The following is a 20,527-nucleotide window of genomic DNA, read 5'->3' as shown; positions in this document are numbered from 1 at the left end:
AGCGAAAGAGATATGGGATAAGTTTCTGTATCAATGAAATAAAAGCTGTGTAAAAAGCTCGATGACAGTAACACTATGTTTTTAGAAGCAACAACTGAGCTTTTAAGTATAAAGTGAAACGAAAGGAAAGTGACCTAGATTGAAAAAAAGATATGAGCTTAAACAGCTACTATTTTCATTATCAATTGTTTTATCTTTAATTGGTGTTGTAATCATTTGCCTTTTTATATTCATGTTTTTTAGAAATAGGGCTATGGATGAAGAAGTTATTGAAAAATTAGAACGAATAACAACGAAATATACTGAGATATTTGAATCTTCAAATACAGAGAATATCGAATACATAAATTCAATCGCATCATTCATAAACCCAGAAGATTCATTAGATGAAATAAAAGATTTTCTAGCCAATGAAATAAAAAGAGACATTTTTTCAAAAATAATCTATGTTCGAACAGACTTAACTGGGGTTTCTGTTGATGCCAATGGCTTTAGTAAAGACTATTCTTATAAGAAACACTTAGACTATTTTGAAAAAATTTTTACTGAGAATCAAACGGTTTATAATGTGTTTGTAGATGATATTACCCAAGAGGGAACCATATGCTATGCTACACCCGTTTATGATAAAGAGAATGTGATCGGTGCAGTGCTAGCAATTGATAACTTAGAAGAATACAAAAATATTGTTAAACGTTTAAATAGTTTAGATGAAACCAATATAATAATTATAGATCGAGATGGTAAAATCGTTATCGATGCTTCGGAAGATGAGAATAATGGCAAACAGATTGAGGATCTTTATAATCTTGAGGAATTAAATTTAGAAGTTCAGGATTTTATATCCCTAGATAATCATATAGTAAGTCGTTCCCTACGTATTCATAATGATTATTATATCACCTCACATGTAATCGATGATAACAATATGTGGTATGCCCTTAGCATGGTTAAGCTATCCGATTATAAAACGTCCCTTAAACCAATAACTATGTTTACTCTTGGTATTATAATATTTATTACTTTATTATTCCTGTGTATGAGCGTATATATGTTAAAGGTTATTCAAAAAAGTAATAAGCGAATGAATCGAATGGCATTTTACAATTCTGTTACTGGAGTAATTAATAAAAATGGATTTATGGAAAAATTGCCGGAGTTATATTTAAATAAAATACTATATTCCTTTGTTGCACTTGATATACATGATTTTAAATTTATTAATTATTCCTTTGGATATCAAATAGGAAATAAGCTTCTTAGACATATAGCAGATGTGTTAAAAGAAGAACTACATGAAGATGAATGTTTTTATCATAGGGAATCGGACAAATTTGGAATTCTGTTACATACTCAAGAATCTAGTAAAATAGCAAAAAGAGTTGAAGAAATCATGAATAAGATTTCGGATTTTGATTTATTACCCCAACAACGCTATCCAATAAATTGTCACTGTGGAATCATCTTATTCGATACTTTTTCTTATGATTCTGATATAAATTTAATGATAGATCGAGCATACATTGCTAAAAAGAAAATAAAAGATTTACATGGAAATCAGTACGCTTTTTATGACGATGTCATGTATAGAGAAGCAGAGAAAAAAAATGACATCGAAAAACGTATGAAGGATGGTATAGTGAATAAAGAATTTAAGCTGTATATTCAGCCTAAATATGATTTGGTAAATGAAACCATTTGTAGTGGAGAGGTATTAGTAAGATGGGTTAATAAAGATGGTAAAATTACATTACCAACAGATTTTATACCTATTTTTGAACAAAATGGTTTTATATCAAAGCTAGATTTATATATGTTAGAGGAAACATGCCGCTTTCAAAGTATGATGAGAAAACAGGGGATGGATATTTTTCCGTTATCAATAAATCAATCTCGTATTTTGTTATTTGAAGAAAATTATATAAATAATGTTAGTAATTTACTAAAAAAGTACGCGATAGAGCCCGGGGATATTATTATTGAAATAACAGAAAGTATTCCAGCAGATACATTTAATGAAATTAAAACGATTATTTCAAAATTACATAATTTAGGCATCAAAGTATCCATTGATGATTTTGGCAGTGGATATTCCTCCTTAAACATTTTAAAAGAACTTACAATTGATGAATTAAAATTAGATAAAGAGTTTTTGTCAAATATCAAAGATGCAGTTAAGTGTGAAATTATTATTGAAAGTATTATCACAATGGCGAAAAAATGCAATATTCAAGTTGTATGTGAAGGTGTAGAAACGAAGGAACATGTAGAAATGTTACAAGAAAAAAATTGCGATATTGCACAAGGATATTACTATTCTAAGCCGATATCGGAAGCCGAATTTAAAGAGCAGGTCTATGGACTAAGCGAAGCATAACTTTTCAAATCAATAAAAGGATAGACTGTTAAATATAAGTATGAACAAAAGTTACCTACTTGAAGTTCTTCCCTAAAATGTATATAATACTTTAGGCTTTACTTATTGAATTGATAATGTTAATGTTTATTATATGTATTTTACAAGAAGAAAGGAAAAAAATGAGAAAGTTAGCTTTAGATGATGCAGTTTTATTAAAAATTGATAAACCAGCAAGATATATTGGCAATGAAGTCAATATGGTTGTGAAGGATCTTAATAATATAGATATACGTTTTTGCATGTGTTTCCCTGACGTGTACGAGGTTGGTATGTCACATCTTGGAATGCAAATTTTATATGATATGTTAAACCAAAGAGAAGATACCTACTGTGAGAGAGTATATTCCCCTTGGGTAGACTTAGATAAAATAATGCGTGAAGAAAATATTCCTTTATTTGCACTTGAATCTCAAGATCCTATTAAGAATTTTGATTTCCTTGGTATTACACTTCAGTATGAAATGTGCTATACGAATATTTTACAGGTGTTAGACTTATCTGGTATTCCTCTATATGCAAAAGATCGAACAGAGAAAGATCCTTTTGTTATTGGTGGTGGACCATGTTCCTATAATCCAGAACCAATTGCAGACTTTTTTGACTTCTTCTATATTGGAGAAGGTGAAACAGTTTATAACGATATCTTGGATATTTATAAAGAACATAAGGCCTCCAATGGGACAAGAATGGAGTTCCTTGAAAAGGTTGCTGAAATTGAAGGAATGTATGTCCCAGCTTTTTATGATGTTACTTACAAAGAAGATGGAACAGTAAAAGCAATCACTCCAAACAATCCTCATGCAAAAGAAAAAGTACTTAAACAAGTAGAAATGGATTTAAGTAATACGTATTATCCGAAAAAACCAATTGTTCCTTATATTAAGGCAATTCAGGATAGAGTTGTTCTAGAAATTCAACGTGGATGTATTCGTGGCTGTCGTTTCTGCCAGGCAGGTATGTTATACCGTCCAATTCGTCCAAGAGATTTAAGCACATTAAAGGAATTAGCAAAGGAAATGATACGTTCTACTGGTCATGAAGAAATTTCTTTAAGTTCTTTAAGTTCAAGTGACTATTTACAACTACAAGAATTGGTTTACTTTTTAATTGATGAGTTTAAAAAGCAGGGAGTTAATATCTCTTTACCATCTTTACGTATCGATGCATTTGCACTTGATGTTATGAGTAAAGTGCAAGATATTAAGAAGAGTAGTTTAACTTTTGCTCCAGAGGCAGGTTCTCAAAGACTTCGTGATGTTATTAATAAAGGCTTAACAGAAGAAGTAATTTTAAAAGGTGCTATGGATGCGTTTATTTCTGGATGGAATAAAGTAAAACTTTATTTTATGCTAGGGCTTCCTACAGAAACCGATGAGGATATTGAAGGAATTGCTATTTTATCGGACAAGATCGCAAGAGAGTATTATACAATTCCTAAAGATCAAAGAGATGGTAAAGTTGCAATTACAACTTCAACTTCTTTCTTTGTTCCAAAGCCATTTACACCATTCCAATGGTCTGCGATGTCTACAACGGAAGAAATTAAGAGAAAACGTCGTGTTCTAAGTGCAAAATTAAAAGAACAATTAAACTATAAGAGCATTCGTTATAACTGGCATGATGGAGATGTAACTTTACTAGAGGGTCTTTTTGCAAGAGGAGATCGTCGTATTGCTTCCTCCATTTATGATGCTTATATGGAAGGTTGTATTTATGATGCATGGTCTGAATATTTTAAAAATGATGTTTGGATGCGTGTATTTGAAAAGAATGGTGTGGATGTAGCATTCTACACTAGTAGAGAACGTACCGAAGATGAAATTTTCCCATGGGATTTTATTGATATCGGTGTAACAAAACAATTTTTATGGAAAGAATACAAAAGAGCGAAGGAAGAAACAATTACACCAAATTGTCGTCAGTCATGTTCTGGTTGTGGTGCAGCAGCATTTAAAGGTGGTGTCTGCGTAGAAGCTAGAAATTAGCAAGATATAAGGAAAGCAAAATGAGGTATTTACAAGCTTTTTTGTGGATACCCATTGGATAAAAATAGATTATGAACGTTTTTTGTTCATGTATATAAAAGTTGAAAGGCTTGAATTAAAATGAATGTAAGAGTTAAATTTTCAAAATATGGAGCCATGAAGTTCATTGGACATTTGGACGTTATGAGATTTTTTCAAAAAGCAATCAGACGTGCAGAGTTAGATGTTGTGTATAGTAACGGATTTAATCCACATCAAGTTATGTCATTTGCATCTCCACTTGGCGTTGGTTTAACAAGTGATGGAGAGTATTTGGATGTTGAATTAAATACAATCGAGGATAAGGAAAGTATGATCCGACGTTTTAATGAACAAATGACGGAAGGATTTTTAATTACAGACCTTAGCGTAATTCCAGATCCATTGCCAAATCAGAGACGTGAAACAGCGATGTCTTTAGTAGCGGCAGCAGACTATTTGGTTTCTGTTAAGGATGGCTACGAACTAAACGAAGATGGAAAGGCTTTAAGTAAAGAAGAATTTGAATTAAAGATAAAAGAATTCTTAGAAAAAGATAGCATTACGGTTTTAAAGAAATCTAAAAAATCAGAACGTGAGTTAGACATAAAACCATTTATCTATGGATTTGGTGTAAATGAATCAGAATTTTTACAAGCTACTGCTAACTTTCCTAGAGAATTAGGTTTAGCCCATGCAGATCGTTATGAGAATGGAAAACGAGTGTTTCTACAATTGTCTGCTGGTAGTGTAACGAACATTAAACCAGAATTAATTATTGAAGCGTTTTGTAATTCTATAGGTGTAGAATACAATCCACTTGCTTACCAAATTCATAGAATGGATATGTTTGCGGATGTTTCAAGACGTGGCATGACACAAGTTATGCTTGAAAAAGCGACTGCAGAAGGAACTTTACCTGAAAGACAATTGATATCTTTGCTAAGCATTAATGAATAAAGTAATCAAGAAATAAATATTAGAAAAACTTAGGTTGATAGAAAAATATTTCTATCAACCTAATTACGCAAAAACATGCGTAAGAATGGATGTCATTATGGGGAAGAAATTAATCATTACAAAGTTGAATCAAAAAATCATTTCCTCACTATTTGAAGAAAATGAATTGATTCAAGTGAATGTAGAAAAAGAAGAAGAGGATTCCTTACTTGGAAATATCTATGTTGGTAAAGTAAAGAACATAGTGAAGAATATCAACGCTGCTTTTGTAGAAATAGAACATGGCAGGATGTGTTATCTTTCGTTAAATGAGGTAACACATCCTATTTATACTCAGGAACATAAAGCAGATCATGTCCGTATTGGTGATGAATTGATTGTGCAAATATCCAAGGAGGATGTTAAGACGAAAGCACCTGTTATAACAACGAATATTAATTTAACAGGAAAATATGTTGTCTTAGTCCATGGAAAGCCTGGAATTGGTGTTTCTAATAAAGTAGAAAACGATAAAGATCGGAAACGTTTAAGAAAATTATTGGAACCTTTTATTTCTGGACAATATGGTTTTATTATTCGAACTAATGCATGCTTTGTATCAGAAGAGTTAATTAAGAATGAAATTGAAGTTCTTCTAGGCCTATATGAAAATATTAAAAATTATGGGATTCATCGCTTGCGTTTTTCTAAAATTTATGAAACACCAAAGGCTTATATTTGTTCCATTCGTGATGGATTATCCCATGAAATAGAGAATTTCATTACTGATGATGCAGATATGTATTCTGAGATGAAGGAATATCTTGAAACTTATCAAAAAGAGGATATTCATAAACTAAAATTATATACCGATCCGATGCTACCTTTGATTAAACTTTATGGTATTGAATCTAAAATAGAGAATGCGTTAAAAGAAAGGGTATGGTTAAAGAGTGGTGGAACACTAATCATACAACCAACGGAAGCTCTAGTAGTAATTGATGTTAATACAAGTAAAGCGGTATCAGGGAAAAAGAATGTGGAAGAAACCTTCTTAAAAATTAATTTAGAGGCAGCAAAAGAAATTGCAAAACAAATTCGTCTTCGTAATTTATCAGGCATTATTATTGTAGACTTTATTGATATGAAAAAAGAAGAGAATAAGGAACTTTTATTAAATACTTTAAACGAATATTTAAGACAAGATCCCGTAAAGACTATGCTTATTGATATGACTGCTCTAAATCTTGTAGAAATTACAAGAAAGAAGATTAGAAAACCACTTTATGAACAAATTAAGTAAACGACAACTATAAAATAGTTTTTTTGTTTGATTTTTAATTTAAGATTAAACAAGTGACTGTTTTGGTTGCCTTTCATAGAGAAAGAAGTATTTGGAGGATAAAGGCATGGTTAAAACAAATGCAATGCGTTTACTTGAACAAGCAAATGTAAATTTTACAACAATAGAATATGAAGTAGATGAAGCAAATCTTTCTGGGACACATGTCGCAGAGCAAACGGGACAACCCGTAGAACAGGTATTTAAAACTTTAGTAACGAAAGGCGAGAAGAAGGGATACATGGTTTTTTGTATTCCTGTAGCCGAAGAATTAAACTTAAAAAAGGCAGCAAATATTGTTGGCGATAAGAAAATAGAACTGATTCCTGTGAAAGATCTGCTTTCACTTACTGGTTATATTCGCGGAGGTTGCTCCCCAGTAGGTATGAAGAAGAAATTTCCTACCTATATAGATGAAACTGCAATATTATTTGATGAAATTATAATAAGTGCAGGTGTCAGGGGCTGTCAAATGGTAGTTAACCGAGAACAAATCGTTAACTATCTAGAGGCTGAACTGGCAGATTTCGTTATGTAACAACTTGAACTTCGTAGTTTTAAAATCAATTCTATACTTGAATAAATTCAGAGAAAAGGTATATAAATTACCATGATTAAAACTTTTACATCGTCGTGAATATAACGATGTAAAAGTTTTAATCATGGCAGTTAGATCATCTGAATTCTGAATTTATTATGTATTCATTTAACTTTTATACTGCGCAGATTAACAAAATAAGAAAAAATAGAATTAATTTTAAAAGGAGTTTTGAAAATGGCAAACAAGGGTATTATATGTACTGTAAACAATGTTGAATATAGCACAATTCGTAAAGCAATGTGTGAGGGTGCACGTACAATAGAAGAAATAGCAGAAAAGACAGGAGTTTGTACTACCTGTGAAGGATGTAAAGAGAATCTTGAGTACATTCAATCTACATTATGCGGATGTAAAAATGTATCCATGCAAACTGTAATTGATGCAGTGAACAATGGAGCAGATACTGTAGAAAAAGTAGTTGAACTTACTGGTGCAGGTAGTCAATGTGGTAGATGTAAAGCATTGATTCAAAATGTAATTGAACTTGGTAGATAAGAAAAAAATCAAAAATTGAAAAATCTTTGGTTTTTAATATAAAAATATAATTGACAATTTATACATACTGTGATAATATATCATAGTGTGCCGCACAACGAGGTTTTAAAGTTCTGTTCTTTGAACAGGCACCAAAGTTGGCGAGTAATGATAATGGGAGGTGCCATATGTACGCGATTATAGCAACAGGTGGTAAACAGTACAAAGTAGCCGAAGGCGATATCATTAAAGTAGAAAAGCTTGGTGTAGAAGCTGGTGCAACTGTTTCTTTTGATGAAGTACTTGTTGTAAACAATGGTCAGTTAGTAGTAGGAAATCCTACAGTAGCTGGTGCTAGTGTTTCTGCAACAGTAGTTGAAGAAGGCAAGAACAAAAAAGTTATTGTCTACAGATACAAGAGAAAGTCTGGATATCATAAGAAGAATGGTCACAGACAGGCTTATACCAAGGTTAAGATTGAAAAAATCAATGCTTAATCAGCCAATGTGAGGTTGATATGGTTAAAGTATCAATTTATAATAATGATGAAGGCAGAATTTACGGATTTTCATGTAGTGGACATGCGGGATATGCTGAATATGGTCAGGATATCGTATGTGCAGCTGCATCAGCTCTTGTAATTAATGCCATGAATTCCATTGATACATTTTCATCGGATACTTATGAATATAACGTGGAAGAAGAAAGCGGAACGGTTGAATTCAAAATTGTCTCTACTCTAAGTTCAGTATCAGAATTGTTATTGAATTCTTTAGTCCTTGGACTCCAAGGAATTATGGAAGAGTACGGACAGGAATATATTCAGATTATTTCATAGGATTGAACTTAATTTTCAATTCTTAAGCCTAGTATATAAAGGAGGTGTAGGTCATGTTTAAGATGAACCTTCAATTATTCGCTCATAAAAAGGGTGTTGGTTCTACTAAGAACGGTAGAGATTCCGAATCCAAGAGACTTGGTGCTAAGAGAGCTGATGGTCAGTTCGTTTTAGCTGGAAACATCCTTTACAGACAACGTGGTACAAAGATTCACCCAGGCGTTAACGTTGGACGTGGTGGTGATGATACATTATTTGCTTTAGTAGACGGAGTACTTAAGTTCGAAAGAAAAGGTAGAGACAAGAAGCAAGCTAGTGTTTACCCAGTAGAAGCAAAATAATTAAGTTTAGCGAGGGGCTGTTATTTAACAGCCCCTTTTTTAGAAAGAACAGGTGATTTTATGTTTGCAGATAGTGCTAATATCTATATCCGCTCAGGCAAAGGTGGCGATGGACATGTCAGCTTTCGAAGAGAGCCATACGTTCCTGCTGGTGGACCGGACGGCGGTGACGGTGGAAAAGGCGGAGATATCATATTTGAGGTGGACGAAGGATTAAATACACTCGTAGATTTTCGTTTTAAAAGAAAGTTTTCTGCTATGGACGGTGAGAATGGCGGCAAACAACGCTGTTCTGGCAAAGACGGTGAAGATTTAGTTTTAAAAGTACCAGAAGGTACTGTAATTAAAGAAACAGAAAGCGGCAAAGTAATTGCCGATATGTCTCATGGAAACCGTCGTGAAGTTATTTTACGTGGTGGAAGAGGCGGAAAAGGTAATCAGCATTATGCTACAGCTACAATGCAGGTTCCAAAATATGCGCAACCAGGTCAAAAACCTCAAGAATTAAACGTGACTTTAGAGTTAAAGGTGATTGCTGATGTTGGATTAGTTGGTTTCCCTAATGTAGGTAAATCAACATTTTTATCTCGTGTTACAAATGCAAAGCCAAAGATTGCAAATTATCATTTCACAACTTTAAATCCAAATCTTGGTGTTGTAGATTTAAACGATACGGAAGGATTTGTAATTGCAGATATTCCTGGATTAATTGAGGGTGCATCCGAAGGGATTGGCCTTGGACATGAATTCTTAAAGCATATTGAAAGAACAAAAGTTATCATCCATCTTGTAGATGCTGCTGGTACAGAAGGTCGTGATCCAGTGGATGATATTAAAAAGATAAATAATGAATTAGTATCCTATAATGAAGAATTGTTGCAAAAACCACAGGTAATTGCCGCAAATAAAATAGATGTGTTATTTGGTGAAGAAGAGGAAGAAGCAATCCAAAGAATTAAGGATGCGTTTGAATCTGAAGGAATTCAGGTATTTCCAATTTCTGCTGTTAGTGGTAAAGGAGTAAAAGAGTTACTTTATCATGTGAATGAAATGCTAAAAGGTATTGAAGAAAAACCAATAGTATTTGAACGTGAATACTTCCCAGAAAACTTAACTCAAAGTGAGGAACCATATAGCGTAACATTTGATGAGGCTGAAAACGTTTATGTAGTGGAAGGCCCTAGAATTGAACGTATGTTAGGTTATACAAATATAGATTCTGAAAAAGGATTTGAATTCTTCCAACGTTTCCTTAAGGACAATGGAATTCTTGATGAATTAGAGGCTCTAGGCATTCAGGAAGGCGATACCGTTCGAATGTATGGTTTAGAGTTTGATTATTATAAATAAAGAGAAGAAAAGGATAAACGCTAAGGGTTATAGAACATTATAATCCTAGTAATATCTTTATATACTTCTTCAATTATTAAGATGTCGATAAGCGGCAACATGGAGGAAATATGACATTAACAAGCAAGCAAAGAGCATATTTAAAAGGTTTGGCAATGAACATTGATCCAATTTTTCAAGTTGGAAAATCAAGTGTTTCGCCAGAACTTACCAATGGGATTAGTGATGCATTAGAAGCAAGAGAATTGATTAAAATATCAGTATTGAAAAATTGTCTTGATGATCCTCGTGAGATTGCAAGTGTATTATCAGAGAGAACAAAATCTACTGTAGTACAAGTAATTGGTAAGAAAATAGTTTTATATCGTGAATCAAAAGATAAGAAAAAGATTGAACTTCCAAAAGCATAATAAAGTGGTACGGAGGTCTTATGAAAAAAGTTGGTATCATGGGCGGAACATTTAATCCGATACATTATGCCCATTTGATTTTAGCAGAGAGCGCTTATGAGCAGTATGATTTGGACGAAATTATATTTTTGCCATCCAATCAGCCTGCTTATAAGTCTTTGCGAGAAATTGTGTCCAATGAGCATAGAAAAAATATGATTCAATTAGCGATTGAAGATAATCCCCATTTTTCTTTTTCAACCGTGGAATTTGAACGAGAAGGAAATACGTATACTGCAGATACCTTACTTCAATTAACAAAAGAATACCCGGATGTCATGTTTTACTTTATTATCGGTGGGGATTCTTTGTTTCAATTAGAACATTGGAATCGGCCAGAAGTAGTTCTCTCTCTAGCGGAGATTTTAGCTGCTGGAAGAGGCGAAAAAACAGAGGATGAAATGTTAATTAAAATAGATGAACTGAATGAAAAATATCAATCTAATATACAGTTTTTAAAAGTACCTACCTTTGATATTTCTTCGAAAATGATTCGTAATCATTTGAAAAAAGGCAATTCAGTGAAGTATTTTCTACCAGAAAAAGTAATATCCTATATTAAAGAAAATAATTTATATAAATAGTTAACGTTTCAAGAATCGAGCCAAACCAATTAAGGGAGTTATATTATGAGCTTACTTAGTATAAGTGCACTGGATGAAATTCAAGAAAGTGTTTCAAGTGAAATTCCAAAGAAACGTTATTATCATACTTTAAGTGTGGCATATTTAGCGGTAGCACTTGCTATGTGCTATGGTGAAGATACAAGTAAAGCTATGGCTGCAGGTTTGTTACACGATATCGCAAAATATACTACTGGTGAAGAGGCTATAAGAGAATGTAGAGAAGCGAATCTTCCAGTTTCTGAAGTGGAAGAGAGAAATACATTTTTACTTCATAGTAAGTTAGGTGCTTATTATGCAGAGCATAAATATGGAATTACGGATTCTGACATTTTAGCTGCAATATCCAATCATACGACTGGAAGGCCTAATATGTCAACACTTGAAAAAATCGTATTTTTAGCAGACTATATTGAGATGCGAAGAAATCAACCAACAACTCCTAGCCTTGCTATTATTAGAGAAACCGCATTTAAACAGCTAGATTTAGCGGTTTTTTATGCACTTGACAATACCTTGCGATATTTATCGAGTACACAAAGGGAAATTGATCAATTAACAGTGACAACATATGAATATTATAAAAAGGAGTTGAATCTATAATGAATCAATCAAAAGAAATGGCATTATTAGCATATAATGCGCTTGAAGATAAAAAATCTGAAGATATTAGAGTAATTGAAATTGGAAATATCTCAGTTATTGCTGATTATTTTATTATTGCCAATGGTAATAGTTCTTCTCAAGTAACTGCCATGGTAGACGCAGTAGAAGAAGCACTTGGAAGAAAAGGTTTTGAACCAAAGAGAATTGAAGGTGTTCATTCTTCTGGATGGGTTTTAATGGACTACGGCGATGTAGTTGTTCACATCTTTTCTAAGGAAGATCGTTTATTCTATGATTTAGAAAGAATCTGGAGAGACGGTAATACTGTATCCTTAGAAGATTTAAAGAAATAATAGAGTAGAATGTGCAATAGAAAAAACTATATGAGTTTAGTTCCTATAGTTTAAGATAAAAGCTGCCATACGTGTAGATTACAGAATAAGAATCTATATGTATGGCAGCTTTTCGTTTAAAAGGTTTAAAACATACGAAATAAACCTATAACTTTACCTAATATTTGAACTTCAGTAACGATGATTGGGTCCATAAAATCATTCTCTGGTTGTAAACGATAATGATCCCCTTCTTTATAAAATGTTTTTACCGTTACAGAATCATCTAATAATGCAACTACAAAGTCACCATTGTTAGCATAAGTTTGCTTTTGTACAAGTATCTTATCGCCATTAAAGATACCTGCATTGATCATACTATCACCCTTTACACGTAACATAAAGGTTTCCTCGTTTGGCATATATTCGGTTGGAATAGGAAAGTACCCATCAATGTTTTCAACTGCTAAGATAGGTTGACCAGCAGTAACGGTACCTACAAGTGGTACATTAACAACTTCTCGACGTGAGATATTAAAATTATCATCGACAATTTCAATTGCTCTTGGTTTGGATGGATCACGTCTTATGTAACCATTCTTCTCAAGTGTTTCTAAATGAGAGTGAACTGATGATGTTGATTTTAAATGAACTGCTTCACAAATCTCTCTTACAGCAGGTGGGTATCCTCTATTTATAATTTGAGCTTTTAAATATTCAAGTATTTCTTTTTGTTTGGAACTTATCTTACCATAACTCATTTATCGTACCTCCGTTCGATTTTATATATTATATCATACCGTCAGGAAAAATGCAAAACTAATGTTCGGTATTTATAGTAAATTATTTATCTTGTTTTATGTAGATTTTAATAGAAGATATATAAAAATAATTCATAGAATGCCAGTATGTTTTAATAGTGTCTATTCAAATGCAAAGGTACAATAAATGAAATGAATTAGTAAAATATTAGTTTACCGGCGTATAGTTTATTTCAGAAGTTTCATCCGTTGCTGTTATTTTAAAGATAACGGGTCTAAGACCGTCGTTACAACTACAAATCGCCACACCTGGTTTATCAATCCAGTCTCCATAATAAAAGATATCACTGCCATGGGAAAGAGCGAATACATATTGGTACATAGCTTTCCACGCTTCGTCACATAATCCTTCCGGTTTTGCGTAATCTCCGTAGAAGACATCGCCTACCTTATGCATAGGACATTTACCTAAGCCTTTGCACCCATATTCTTCAGCTAATTCTTTGTCAAAGGTTGTTTTAAGTACTTCAATTTTACACTTTTTCATAATCTATTCTCCTTTACGATGTTATGCTTTTATTGTACAATAAGTTGAATTACAAAAAAAAGTACGCACTTTTTTGTCACATACTTACGAGAAGGGAAGTGTAAATATGAGTATGAAGGAATTTAAATCTATAAAAAAGCTAGATGACACACCATTTGGCTATACTCTATCTGTAATCGGTGGGAAATGGAAAATGGTTATATTATATTGGTTAATTGAAGTTCAACCAGTTCGATTTAATGAATTACAACGATTAATAGGCACGATATCCTATAAAACTTTAAGTGTACAATTAAAAGAATTGGAAGATGACGGAATCATAATAAGAAAAGAATATCCTCAAATCCCACCTAAGGTTGAATACTCCTTATCACCAAAGGGATTATCTTTATATCCAATTATGGAATCTATGTGCCAGTGGGGAGAGGCAAACAAGATGGGAGATTCTACAAAATAAGAGATTAAAACATAGATTAAAACATAGATTCAACGCATAGTTTAACATATATTAATAAAAGACAATAGACTACTATATAAAAAACCAAAATGTTCTTTAAGGATAAAGTGAACCCCTCTTGTTAGACAAAATCTAACGAAAGGGGTTTTTCTTGTGTAATCGTAATTTCTTGATTTTATGTTCGATATTACATAAGGCTGATATCATTCGTATAAAAAGTATAAGTAATACTTCTTAGCCTTGTAATCCATTTTCTTGACGCTCCATGTTTTCTACAACAATATCGTAGATATCGCCTAGAGTGGAGCAGTACTCCAATACCTTCCATGGGGAATTGGTATGAAAATGTATTTTTATCAAATCTTCATCTCCAACGACAAGTAAACAATCGCCTTCAAAATTTTGTGTAATATATTCATTGATTTTATCTTCCGAAAGATCATGACCTTCGATTAATAATTGAGTATCAAATTTAAATTCAAGCATAATTCCTCTCCTTATATTTAGTTTATTACTGTAGTTACGTAATATATGATGATTTTCTGTATGTAACAACAATTCTATTATACCAGTGTTTAACAAATTTGAAAGTATTTATTTTACTACCTCAATTTTCCTATTAACAAAAATATATATTGACAATCGAATGAATGTTCGATATAATTTAGAAAACATATGTTCGGGAATGTATGTTCGATAACAAAGGAGGTACTATTATGGTTCAGGTAAATCAAAGAAATAATACAATGGATAAAACGATAACATCACTAGAGGTGATTTTTAATCGAAAGGTATTTGGCTTTGTACTTATTGTTTCACTCGTTTTGTTATTATCATCTGTAATGTCACATAATGTTTTTGCTCAAAAATCAGGTGTAAGAAAAAAAACGGTTACATCAATATTAATAGAACCAGGCGATACTTTATGGAGTATTGCAACTAAATATTATACAGAAGAGTATGAAAGTATACCAGTTTACATAGAAGAGATTAAGAAAAGTAATAGATTGTATACCGAAGAAATTCATGCAGGAAAATACATTATTGTTCCTTATTATTATGATGTTAATTAAAAGAGGAAGATGTATTTATCTATCATCATATTAAATTCTATGTTTAATCAAATTTATAAAGATACTAATGAAGTTGTGTGAAAAATGTTATAATATATAAAATTTATATAATAATAGAAACAATATATTTTATAAAAATATAAGTGTTCAAATCCTGCAATTTAAGGTATAATAATCTTATTATACGATAAGGAGAGACTCAAAGAATGCTTAAAACTTTAAAAAAATATGGAAAAATTCTAATCTTGTTGTTTATATTATTTATCTTAACAGAGACAACATTTACGATAAATCGTTTGATTGAAAGAAACTTAGAGCAACAAGAAACAGATACCACATTAAAAAAATTGCAAGAAATGATTGATAAATCTGGTGCGAAAGAAAAGGGCTTAAATGAATATCAAGTTATTTGGGATTATGACCTTCGATTATTAAAGGAAAAGTATCCTGAAGATAATGCAATCTTATTTGAATATATCGATAAAGAAACGTGGAATTCAGAACTTGATACTTTAATCGATGATATTAGCAAAACATTATTAACAGACAACGAGATATTTGAGAGAGTTAAAGAAATTATTCCAGAGAAATTTCAATCCGATGCATTTGATGATTATTTATTATCCATTAAGGTTTTAAACCCTGATCTTTTCAATGAAAATAGTACAACCTAATAAATTTGATATATTTGGACTGTTGTGAATAAGCAACAGTCTTTTTTATTTGTAGAAAAATATCCATTGTATAAAAATGCTAAGATATTGGTCTGATTTATTTATTGATAGCGTCGTGTGTATGCTTGGACTGCGATTTGTTTCTGGTAATGTATATGAAGCTACAAAAAAAGTAAATGATCAATACAAATTAGTAGCATGATACAAATAAATCCAAAATACTACAAAAATAAAGAAAATGACCTATATTTAATAAAAGTATGACACATTTATAACACTTTTTTCAACTATTGTTAGATAGTAAACAAAAAGTTAAGATTAGCAATAGGTGAGTAAAATGAGAAAAAACTTTAAAAACTACAAAAGAATATGTACTTTATTAATCATGAGCTTATTGATTGGTTCAACTCCTGGGTCCGTAACTTATGGTGCGAATAGTCTTAAACTATATAGTTATGAAACCAAAAAAACAACTACATATAAAGATAAACAAATTTCATATGTAATTAATGGGAAAATAATCGATTTAGGCAATACGCCAGGAATTCTAAGTGACAATGGTGTTGCACTTGGCTCTTATATACATGTATTCCAAAAAACTTTAGGATTAAAATGTTCTTTGAACAAGTCTACAAAAAAGATAACCATATCCGATGGAGATACAACTCTTACGATGACCGTAGGAAGTAAAAAAGCATATGTAAATGGAAAGGCAGTCTCAATGAATGCAGCTCCTGTTACATATAAGTACGTTAGTGCGAATAAGGCATTAACTTTAGTACCAACTAGATTTGTTGCAGAGACATTTGGTTATAACTATAATTGGAATAGTTCAACGTCTACTGTTACGATTACAAAGCCATTAAAGCTTAATTATGACAACAAAGATGTTACTTATACTGGCGTAACAGGTAAGGTAGTCGTAGATGGAAAGAATATCAATGTAACGACACTTCCAACGATTCTTATTTCTAACACAGCAATGGTACAAGCATGGAAGGTCTTTGCACAGTCTATGGGAGTTACTTATAAGATTAATAATTCAACTAACGAAATTACATTTACCAAAGGAAATATCACAGTTGAAATGAAATTGGGTAGTACATCAGCAACAATCAATGGTACTGTAGTAGATTGTGGTGTGGCTCCAAGATATGTTACAAATTTAGATAATAATAAAGAATTTGTGTTAGTTCCTGGTCAGTTCCTTGCAAAAGCCCTTGGCTACGATTATTCATGGAGTGACAAAACCCAAACTTCTACAATAACAACAACAAGTTCTGTAGGTGAAAGTAGTAAAATAACTCCAACACCAACAGTAGCACCAACTTTAACGCCAACGCCAACACCTTCCACTGGTGGCTCTGGTAATTCAGGCTCAATTCCAGCTGAGAAAACAAATTATTTTACATGGAGTACAGAGGACAAATATAAAACGGAAGTAGATTTAGCTACGAAAGAAATAGAAAATTATAATGCAGAACAGACAATTACAACAGACTCAACAAATGATACAAGTATTTTAAGTATCTATCGTGATTCTTCAATTCAAGATGTATTTTACGAAACTTTTGTAGTGTCACTTCTTAATGCGCCATCTGCTGTAACTGCAACTAAAAAGGATGACAATATTACCTTAAGTATTAAGAATGCAATTATAAATGAACAAGCTTATTATGTAGATAGTCAACTTGTTTCTAGTGTATCTGTTTCAAGTGACAGCAGTACAAGCGATTTATCAGTTAATTTTAAATTAAATAACTCAGGTTACTTCTATACTATGAAGTTATCAGAGGATGGTACAAGTATTATTGTGACCGTTTATCCAAATTATTTAACAAAAGTAACTGGTGGAAAAGATACAACAGGAAGTGAATTTATATCATTAAATAGTATAAATGATATGAATGTAGAAGTTACTGATGATAATTATTATGTTTATTTAAATATGCCAGACGCTACTAGCACAATGGATGAAATGCAATATGCTACAGATTCCTCAACAGAAGTAAGTTTCGTATTCTTAGAAACTACATCAAAAAATTCTTCACAATTAGTCATTCAAAAGCCATTCGTTGGTGCAGAGTACAGCGTAAAGAAAGATAAAAATCAGTTCTATCTATCTTTTGAAGAAAATCAAACAAGTACAGTAGATTCTGATACAGTTGCCATTTCTCTACCATCTGGAGTAACAGCTAGCAGTATCAGTGATGAAGATCAATATTACAATAAACAAATCGTGATTAGCCTAAGTGGCAATTATGTGGATTACTATAAAGCAAATCCAATTATTACAAATCATGAACGAGTAACCAGTGTATCTGTAAAATACGAAGGCGGAAAAACAAAAATCATTATAAAAACTAGTAAAATTCAAGGTTATGCTTTGGATTATGGTACAAACCAATTGAATGTAAAAATCGCCAATCCAAGTGAAATGTATCAAAAGATAGTAGTATTAGATGCAGGTCACGGTGGAAATGACCCTGGTACTATGAATGGAAGTACAAAGGAAAAAGACATTGTATTTAATATCTTAAACAATTACGCGAAGGATTATTTTGAAAATTCCGATATTAAGATTTATTATACAAGAATTGACGATACAAGAATTGATTTGTATGAGAGAGCAGGTTTTGCAAAACAGGTTGAAGCCGATTTATTTGTAAGTCTACATGTAAATTCAGCTACCAGTACAGCAGCAAGAGGAACCAATGTATATTATACAGCAGCCAATAAAGCAGCATTAAAAAGTGGACTTGATAGTAAAAAACTCGCTACTCTATTGGTAAATAACTTATCTCGTACACTAGGTACGAATAATCGTGGTATTGTTAATGGTAACTTTGTTGTTATTAGTAAGAACTCAGTACCATCCGTACTAATTGAATTAGCCTTTTTATCAAATCCTAGTGATTATCAATTATTAATCAATAAAGATTTCCAGAAAAAGGCTGCGAAATGTATTTTTGATACAATTGATGCTGCACTTAAATCTTATCCAACAGGGCGATAAGCTTATTTTAAGAAAGGGCGAAAAGCTGTATTTTAAGAAAGGGTTATATTGTTCATGAAGAAAAGAAAGTTTAAATTTTTGGCATTATTGTTATTATTATGTAGTTTACTAAGTCCTATTAAGTATGCCAATGCGGCGAGCACAGATACTACAGCAGGACCTATGATATCAAGTACCTATACTGTTATGAATCAAGTAGCAACAGTAAAACTAGATATTTCATCGAAAAGTGATATTAAGAAGCTTATCTATGCTCAAGGAGAAATAAGTAGTGTAGATTCTCCAGATTGGGATATTATCGGTATTGATATTACTGGTGAAACGAGTTTTGAAGTAATTGAATCTGGAATTTATAGTATTTTAGCACAAGATTCAAAGGGCAACTATAGTTTAAGCTATGTAAACGTTGATTTAGAGTTTCGTGCTGTTTGGATTTCATACCTAGAATTTAATAGTACTGGGTATGCAACAGAAGCAGCGTTTCGTAAGCAAGTAGATGAGATGTTTACGAATGTTGTAGATATGAATATGAACGCAGTCGTTGTTCAAATAAGACCTTATAGTGATGCTATGTATAAATCATATTATTTCCCATGGTCAAAGTATGCATCTGGTACTCAAGGGAAAGCACCTACATTTGATCCAATGGAAGTAATGATTGAAATAGCACATGAAAAAGGTTTAGAGTTTCATGCGTGGATTAATCCATATCGTATTACTACAAACTCAACGGATGTAAGCGCACTCGCATCGAATCATCCAGCAAGAAAATGGTTAACTGATAATAACAAAGCGAATGATCGCAATGTTTTAATTTACAATGGAAATTTATATTACAATCCAGCTTCCGCACAAGTACGTGGTCTAATTGTAAAAGGTGTGAAGGAGATTGTTCAAAGATATGACGTTGACGGTATCCATTTTGATGATTATTTTTATCCAGTCTTAGGAAATAATTATAAAACTGTGTTTGATGCAAAAGAGTACGATACGTATAAGAAAAATGCCACAGCAAAAGGAGAAACTGTTTTATCGATTGCTGATTGGAGAAGAAATAACGTAAACACATTAGTAAAAGATGTTTATACTGTAATCAATAAAGTAGATCCTAGCGTTGAATTTGGTATTAGCCCTGCTGGATACTATGATAAATTAATGATGGATGATCGTTATTACGTTGATGTGAATACTTGGTTATCCAATGATGGATATGTTGATTATATTTGCCCACAGCTTTATTGGAGTTTTGAGCATAAAACTTATCCATATTTAGATGCTTTAGAAAAATGGTTGGATTTAAGAACAAGTTCTTCTGTTAAAGTATATGTTGGTATTCCGGTATATAAAGCTGGTTCCAATGAAGATACAGATTTTAAGAAGAATACTGCGATATTAAAAGAAATGGTTGAATGCGGTAGAGACAGTGGCATGGTAGATGGTTATATGTTCTTTCGATATGGTTTCTTTAATAATAAAACAACAAGAAAAGCAGTGAATGTTCTACTTGATTACTTAAGTGAAAATCCTATGTAATATTTGGTATGTTTGAAGCAATTTTATAACGAGTGAATGAAAAACGTGTTATGCAATTAAGCGGTTGCAGTAACACGTTTTTCTTATTTTTTAAATGATAGGAAATAAAAGCATAAATGCTTTATCCTAACATTTAAAATCTCCCGAAT

At 32.1% G+C, this 20,527-nt stretch carries 22 protein-coding genes; 19 read left to right on the top strand and 3 right to left on the bottom strand.

The window, feature by feature from the left end; translation table 11 throughout:
- Positions 1–139 precede the first annotated feature (139 nt).
- From BN4220_RS17115 to rsfS, 14 genes are all read left to right on the top strand, one after another.
- Positions 140–2,377 (top strand): bifunctional diguanylate cyclase/phosphodiesterase, encoded by a 2,238-nt coding sequence (locus BN4220_RS17115; protein WP_066719334.1) that lies wholly within the window; start codon positions 140–142, stop codon positions 2,375–2,377.
- Positions 2,378–2,538: 161 nt separating this feature from the next.
- Entirely contained in the window at positions 2,539–4,404 is a 1,866-nt protein-coding gene (locus tag BN4220_RS17110; protein WP_066719324.1) for a TIGR03960 family B12-binding radical SAM protein, read from the top strand.
- Positions 4,405–4,524: 120 nt separating this feature from the next.
- Positions 4,525–5,382 carry a TIGR03936 family radical SAM-associated protein gene (locus BN4220_RS17105; RefSeq protein ID WP_066719320.1) on the top strand — a complete coding sequence of 286 codons (858 nt, stop codon included), beginning with the start codon at positions 4,525–4,527 and terminating at the stop codon, positions 5,380–5,382.
- A gap of 97 nt (positions 5,383–5,479) precedes the next feature.
- Positions 5,480–6,664, top strand: coding sequence for a ribonuclease E/G (locus BN4220_RS17100; protein ID WP_066719316.1), 1,185 nt, complete (start codon positions 5,480–5,482; stop codon positions 6,662–6,664).
- A gap of 106 nt (positions 6,665–6,770) precedes the next feature.
- Entirely contained in the window at positions 6,771–7,241 is a 471-nt protein-coding gene (ybaK, locus tag BN4220_RS17095) for a Cys-tRNA(Pro) deacylase (protein ID WP_066719311.1), read from the top strand.
- A gap of 237 nt (positions 7,242–7,478) precedes the next feature.
- Positions 7,479–7,799 (top strand): (2Fe-2S)-binding protein, encoded by a 321-nt coding sequence (locus tag BN4220_RS17090; RefSeq protein ID WP_066719308.1) that lies wholly within the window; start codon positions 7,479–7,481, stop codon positions 7,797–7,799.
- A gap of 167 nt (positions 7,800–7,966) precedes the next feature.
- Positions 7,967–8,275 (top strand): 50S ribosomal protein L21, encoded by a 309-nt coding sequence (rplU, locus tag BN4220_RS17085; RefSeq protein WP_066719306.1) that lies wholly within the window; start codon positions 7,967–7,969, stop codon positions 8,273–8,275.
- Positions 8,276–8,295: 20 nt separating this feature from the next.
- On the top strand, positions 8,296–8,616 hold the full coding sequence (locus BN4220_RS17080) for a ribosomal-processing cysteine protease Prp (protein ID WP_066719303.1): 321 nt from the start codon (positions 8,296–8,298) through the stop codon (positions 8,614–8,616).
- Positions 8,617–8,669: 53 nt separating this feature from the next.
- Entirely contained in the window at positions 8,670–8,957 is a 288-nt protein-coding gene (gene rpmA, locus BN4220_RS17075) for a 50S ribosomal protein L27 (protein WP_066719293.1), read from the top strand.
- 60 nt (positions 8,958–9,017) lie between these two features.
- Entirely contained in the window at positions 9,018–10,307 is a 1,290-nt protein-coding gene (gene obgE / locus BN4220_RS17070) for a GTPase ObgE (RefSeq protein ID WP_066719290.1), read from the top strand.
- Positions 10,308–10,417: 110 nt separating this feature from the next.
- A complete protein-coding gene (gene yhbY, locus BN4220_RS17065) occupies positions 10,418–10,717 on the top strand; it encodes a ribosome assembly RNA-binding protein YhbY (protein ID WP_066719288.1) in 300 nt (99 codons plus the stop codon).
- Between the two features lie 20 nt (positions 10,718–10,737).
- Positions 10,738–11,340 carry a nicotinate-nucleotide adenylyltransferase gene (nadD, locus tag BN4220_RS17060; protein ID WP_066719285.1) on the top strand — a complete coding sequence of 201 codons (603 nt, stop codon included), beginning with the start codon at positions 10,738–10,740 and terminating at the stop codon, positions 11,338–11,340.
- A gap of 45 nt (positions 11,341–11,385) precedes the next feature.
- The gene (gene yqeK, locus BN4220_RS17055; RefSeq protein WP_148401762.1) at positions 11,386–11,982 is read left to right on the top strand and encodes a bis(5'-nucleosyl)-tetraphosphatase (symmetrical) YqeK; all 597 of its coding nucleotides are present in this window, start codon (positions 11,386–11,388) and stop codon (positions 11,980–11,982) included.
- Positions 11,982–12,338 (top strand): ribosome silencing factor, encoded by a 357-nt coding sequence (gene rsfS / locus BN4220_RS17050; protein WP_066719282.1) that lies wholly within the window; start codon positions 11,982–11,984, stop codon positions 12,336–12,338. Before yqeK ends, rsfS begins: the two co-directional genes overlap by 1 nt.
- A 125-nt stretch (positions 12,339–12,463) precedes the next feature.
- Here rsfS and lexA read toward each other — a convergent pair whose 3' ends face one another.
- Positions 12,464–13,078, bottom strand: a complete 615-nt coding sequence (gene lexA, locus BN4220_RS17045) for a transcriptional repressor LexA (RefSeq protein WP_066719278.1) — start codon at positions 13,076–13,078, stop codon at positions 12,464–12,466.
- A gap of 208 nt (positions 13,079–13,286) precedes the next feature.
- Entirely contained in the window at positions 13,287–13,625 is a 339-nt protein-coding gene (locus tag BN4220_RS17040) for a TIGR04076 family protein (RefSeq protein ID WP_066719276.1), read from the bottom strand.
- A gap of 106 nt (positions 13,626–13,731) precedes the next feature.
- Here BN4220_RS17040 and BN4220_RS17035 point away from each other — a divergent pair, with 106 nt between their 5' ends.
- Entirely contained in the window at positions 13,732–14,082 is a 351-nt protein-coding gene (locus BN4220_RS17035; protein WP_066719274.1) for a winged helix-turn-helix transcriptional regulator, read from the top strand.
- Between the two features lie 234 nt (positions 14,083–14,316).
- Here the strand turns inward: BN4220_RS17035 and BN4220_RS17030 are convergent, their stop codons facing one another.
- Positions 14,317–14,568 (bottom strand): kinase to dihydroxyacetone kinase, encoded by a 252-nt coding sequence (locus BN4220_RS17030; RefSeq protein WP_066719273.1) that lies wholly within the window; start codon positions 14,566–14,568, stop codon positions 14,317–14,319.
- 230 nt (positions 14,569–14,798) lie between these two features.
- Between BN4220_RS17030 and BN4220_RS17025 the strand changes: the two genes are divergently transcribed.
- From BN4220_RS17025 to BN4220_RS17010, 4 genes are all read left to right on the top strand, one after another.
- Positions 14,799–15,155 (top strand): LysM peptidoglycan-binding domain-containing protein, encoded by a 357-nt coding sequence (locus BN4220_RS17025; protein WP_066719266.1) that lies wholly within the window; start codon positions 14,799–14,801, stop codon positions 15,153–15,155.
- A gap of 206 nt (positions 15,156–15,361) precedes the next feature.
- Entirely contained in the window at positions 15,362–15,829 is a 468-nt protein-coding gene (locus tag BN4220_RS17020) for a hypothetical protein (protein ID WP_066719264.1), read from the top strand.
- Positions 15,830–16,166: 337 nt separating this feature from the next.
- Positions 16,167–18,845 (top strand): N-acetylmuramoyl-L-alanine amidase, encoded by a 2,679-nt coding sequence (locus BN4220_RS17015; RefSeq protein WP_066719262.1) that lies wholly within the window; start codon positions 16,167–16,169, stop codon positions 18,843–18,845.
- Positions 18,846–18,899: 54 nt separating this feature from the next.
- The gene (locus BN4220_RS17010; protein WP_066719260.1) at positions 18,900–20,378 is read left to right on the top strand and encodes a glycoside hydrolase family 10 protein; all 1,479 of its coding nucleotides are present in this window, start codon (positions 18,900–18,902) and stop codon (positions 20,376–20,378) included.
- Positions 20,379–20,527 lie beyond the last annotated feature (149 nt).

The sequence above is a fragment of the Clostridium sp. Marseille-P299 genome, from assembly GCF_900078195.1.
Lineage (GTDB): Bacteria > Bacillota > Clostridia > Lachnospirales > Lachnospiraceae > Lachnoclostridium.
Note: the sequence above shows the minus strand (reverse complement) of the source record. Positions and strands in the feature narration are given on the sequence as shown.

What these genes read in the sequence shown, in the direction of transcription:
- BN4220_RS17110 (WP_066719324.1), top strand. Translation starts at nt 2,539, where the DNA reads ATGAGAAAGTTAGCTTTAGATGATGCAGTTTTATTAAAAATTGATAAA.
- BN4220_RS17105 (WP_066719320.1), top strand. Translation starts at nt 4,525, where the DNA reads ATGAATGTAAGAGTTAAATTTTCAAAATATGGAGCCATGAAGTTCATT.
- BN4220_RS17100 (WP_066719316.1), top strand. Translation starts at nt 5,480, where the DNA reads ATGGGGAAGAAATTAATCATTACAAAGTTGAATCAAAAAATCATTTCC.
- ybaK (WP_066719311.1), top strand. Translation starts at nt 6,771, where the DNA reads ATGGTTAAAACAAATGCAATGCGTTTACTTGAACAAGCAAATGTAAAT.
- BN4220_RS17090 (WP_066719308.1), top strand. Translation starts at nt 7,479, where the DNA reads ATGGCAAACAAGGGTATTATATGTACTGTAAACAATGTTGAATATAGC.
- rplU (WP_066719306.1), top strand. Translation starts at nt 7,967, where the DNA reads ATGTACGCGATTATAGCAACAGGTGGTAAACAGTACAAAGTAGCCGAA.
- BN4220_RS17080 (WP_066719303.1), top strand. Translation starts at nt 8,296, where the DNA reads ATGGTTAAAGTATCAATTTATAATAATGATGAAGGCAGAATTTACGGA.
- rpmA (WP_066719293.1), top strand. Translation starts at nt 8,670, where the DNA reads ATGTTTAAGATGAACCTTCAATTATTCGCTCATAAAAAGGGTGTTGGT.
- obgE (WP_066719290.1), top strand. Translation starts at nt 9,018, where the DNA reads ATGTTTGCAGATAGTGCTAATATCTATATCCGCTCAGGCAAAGGTGGC.
- yhbY (WP_066719288.1), top strand. Translation starts at nt 10,418, where the DNA reads ATGACATTAACAAGCAAGCAAAGAGCATATTTAAAAGGTTTGGCAATG.
- nadD (WP_066719285.1), top strand. Translation starts at nt 10,738, where the DNA reads ATGAAAAAAGTTGGTATCATGGGCGGAACATTTAATCCGATACATTAT.
- yqeK (WP_148401762.1), top strand. Translation starts at nt 11,386, where the DNA reads ATGAGCTTACTTAGTATAAGTGCACTGGATGAAATTCAAGAAAGTGTT.
- rsfS (WP_066719282.1), top strand. Translation starts at nt 11,982, where the DNA reads ATGAATCAATCAAAAGAAATGGCATTATTAGCATATAATGCGCTTGAA.
- lexA (WP_066719278.1), bottom strand. Translation starts at nt 13,078, where the DNA reads ATGAGTTATGGTAAGATAAGTTCCAAACAAAAAGAAATACTTGAATAT.
- BN4220_RS17040 (WP_066719276.1), bottom strand. Translation starts at nt 13,625, where the DNA reads ATGAAAAAGTGTAAAATTGAAGTACTTAAAACAACCTTTGACAAAGAA.
- BN4220_RS17035 (WP_066719274.1), top strand. Translation starts at nt 13,732, where the DNA reads ATGAGTATGAAGGAATTTAAATCTATAAAAAAGCTAGATGACACACCA.
- BN4220_RS17030 (WP_066719273.1), bottom strand. Translation starts at nt 14,568, where the DNA reads ATGCTTGAATTTAAATTTGATACTCAATTATTAATCGAAGGTCATGAT.
- BN4220_RS17025 (WP_066719266.1), top strand. Translation starts at nt 14,799, where the DNA reads ATGGTTCAGGTAAATCAAAGAAATAATACAATGGATAAAACGATAACA.
- BN4220_RS17020 (WP_066719264.1), top strand. Translation starts at nt 15,362, where the DNA reads ATGCTTAAAACTTTAAAAAAATATGGAAAAATTCTAATCTTGTTGTTT.
- BN4220_RS17015 (WP_066719262.1), top strand. Translation starts at nt 16,167, where the DNA reads ATGAGAAAAAACTTTAAAAACTACAAAAGAATATGTACTTTATTAATC.
- BN4220_RS17010 (WP_066719260.1), top strand. Translation starts at nt 18,900, where the DNA reads ATGAAGAAAAGAAAGTTTAAATTTTTGGCATTATTGTTATTATTATGT.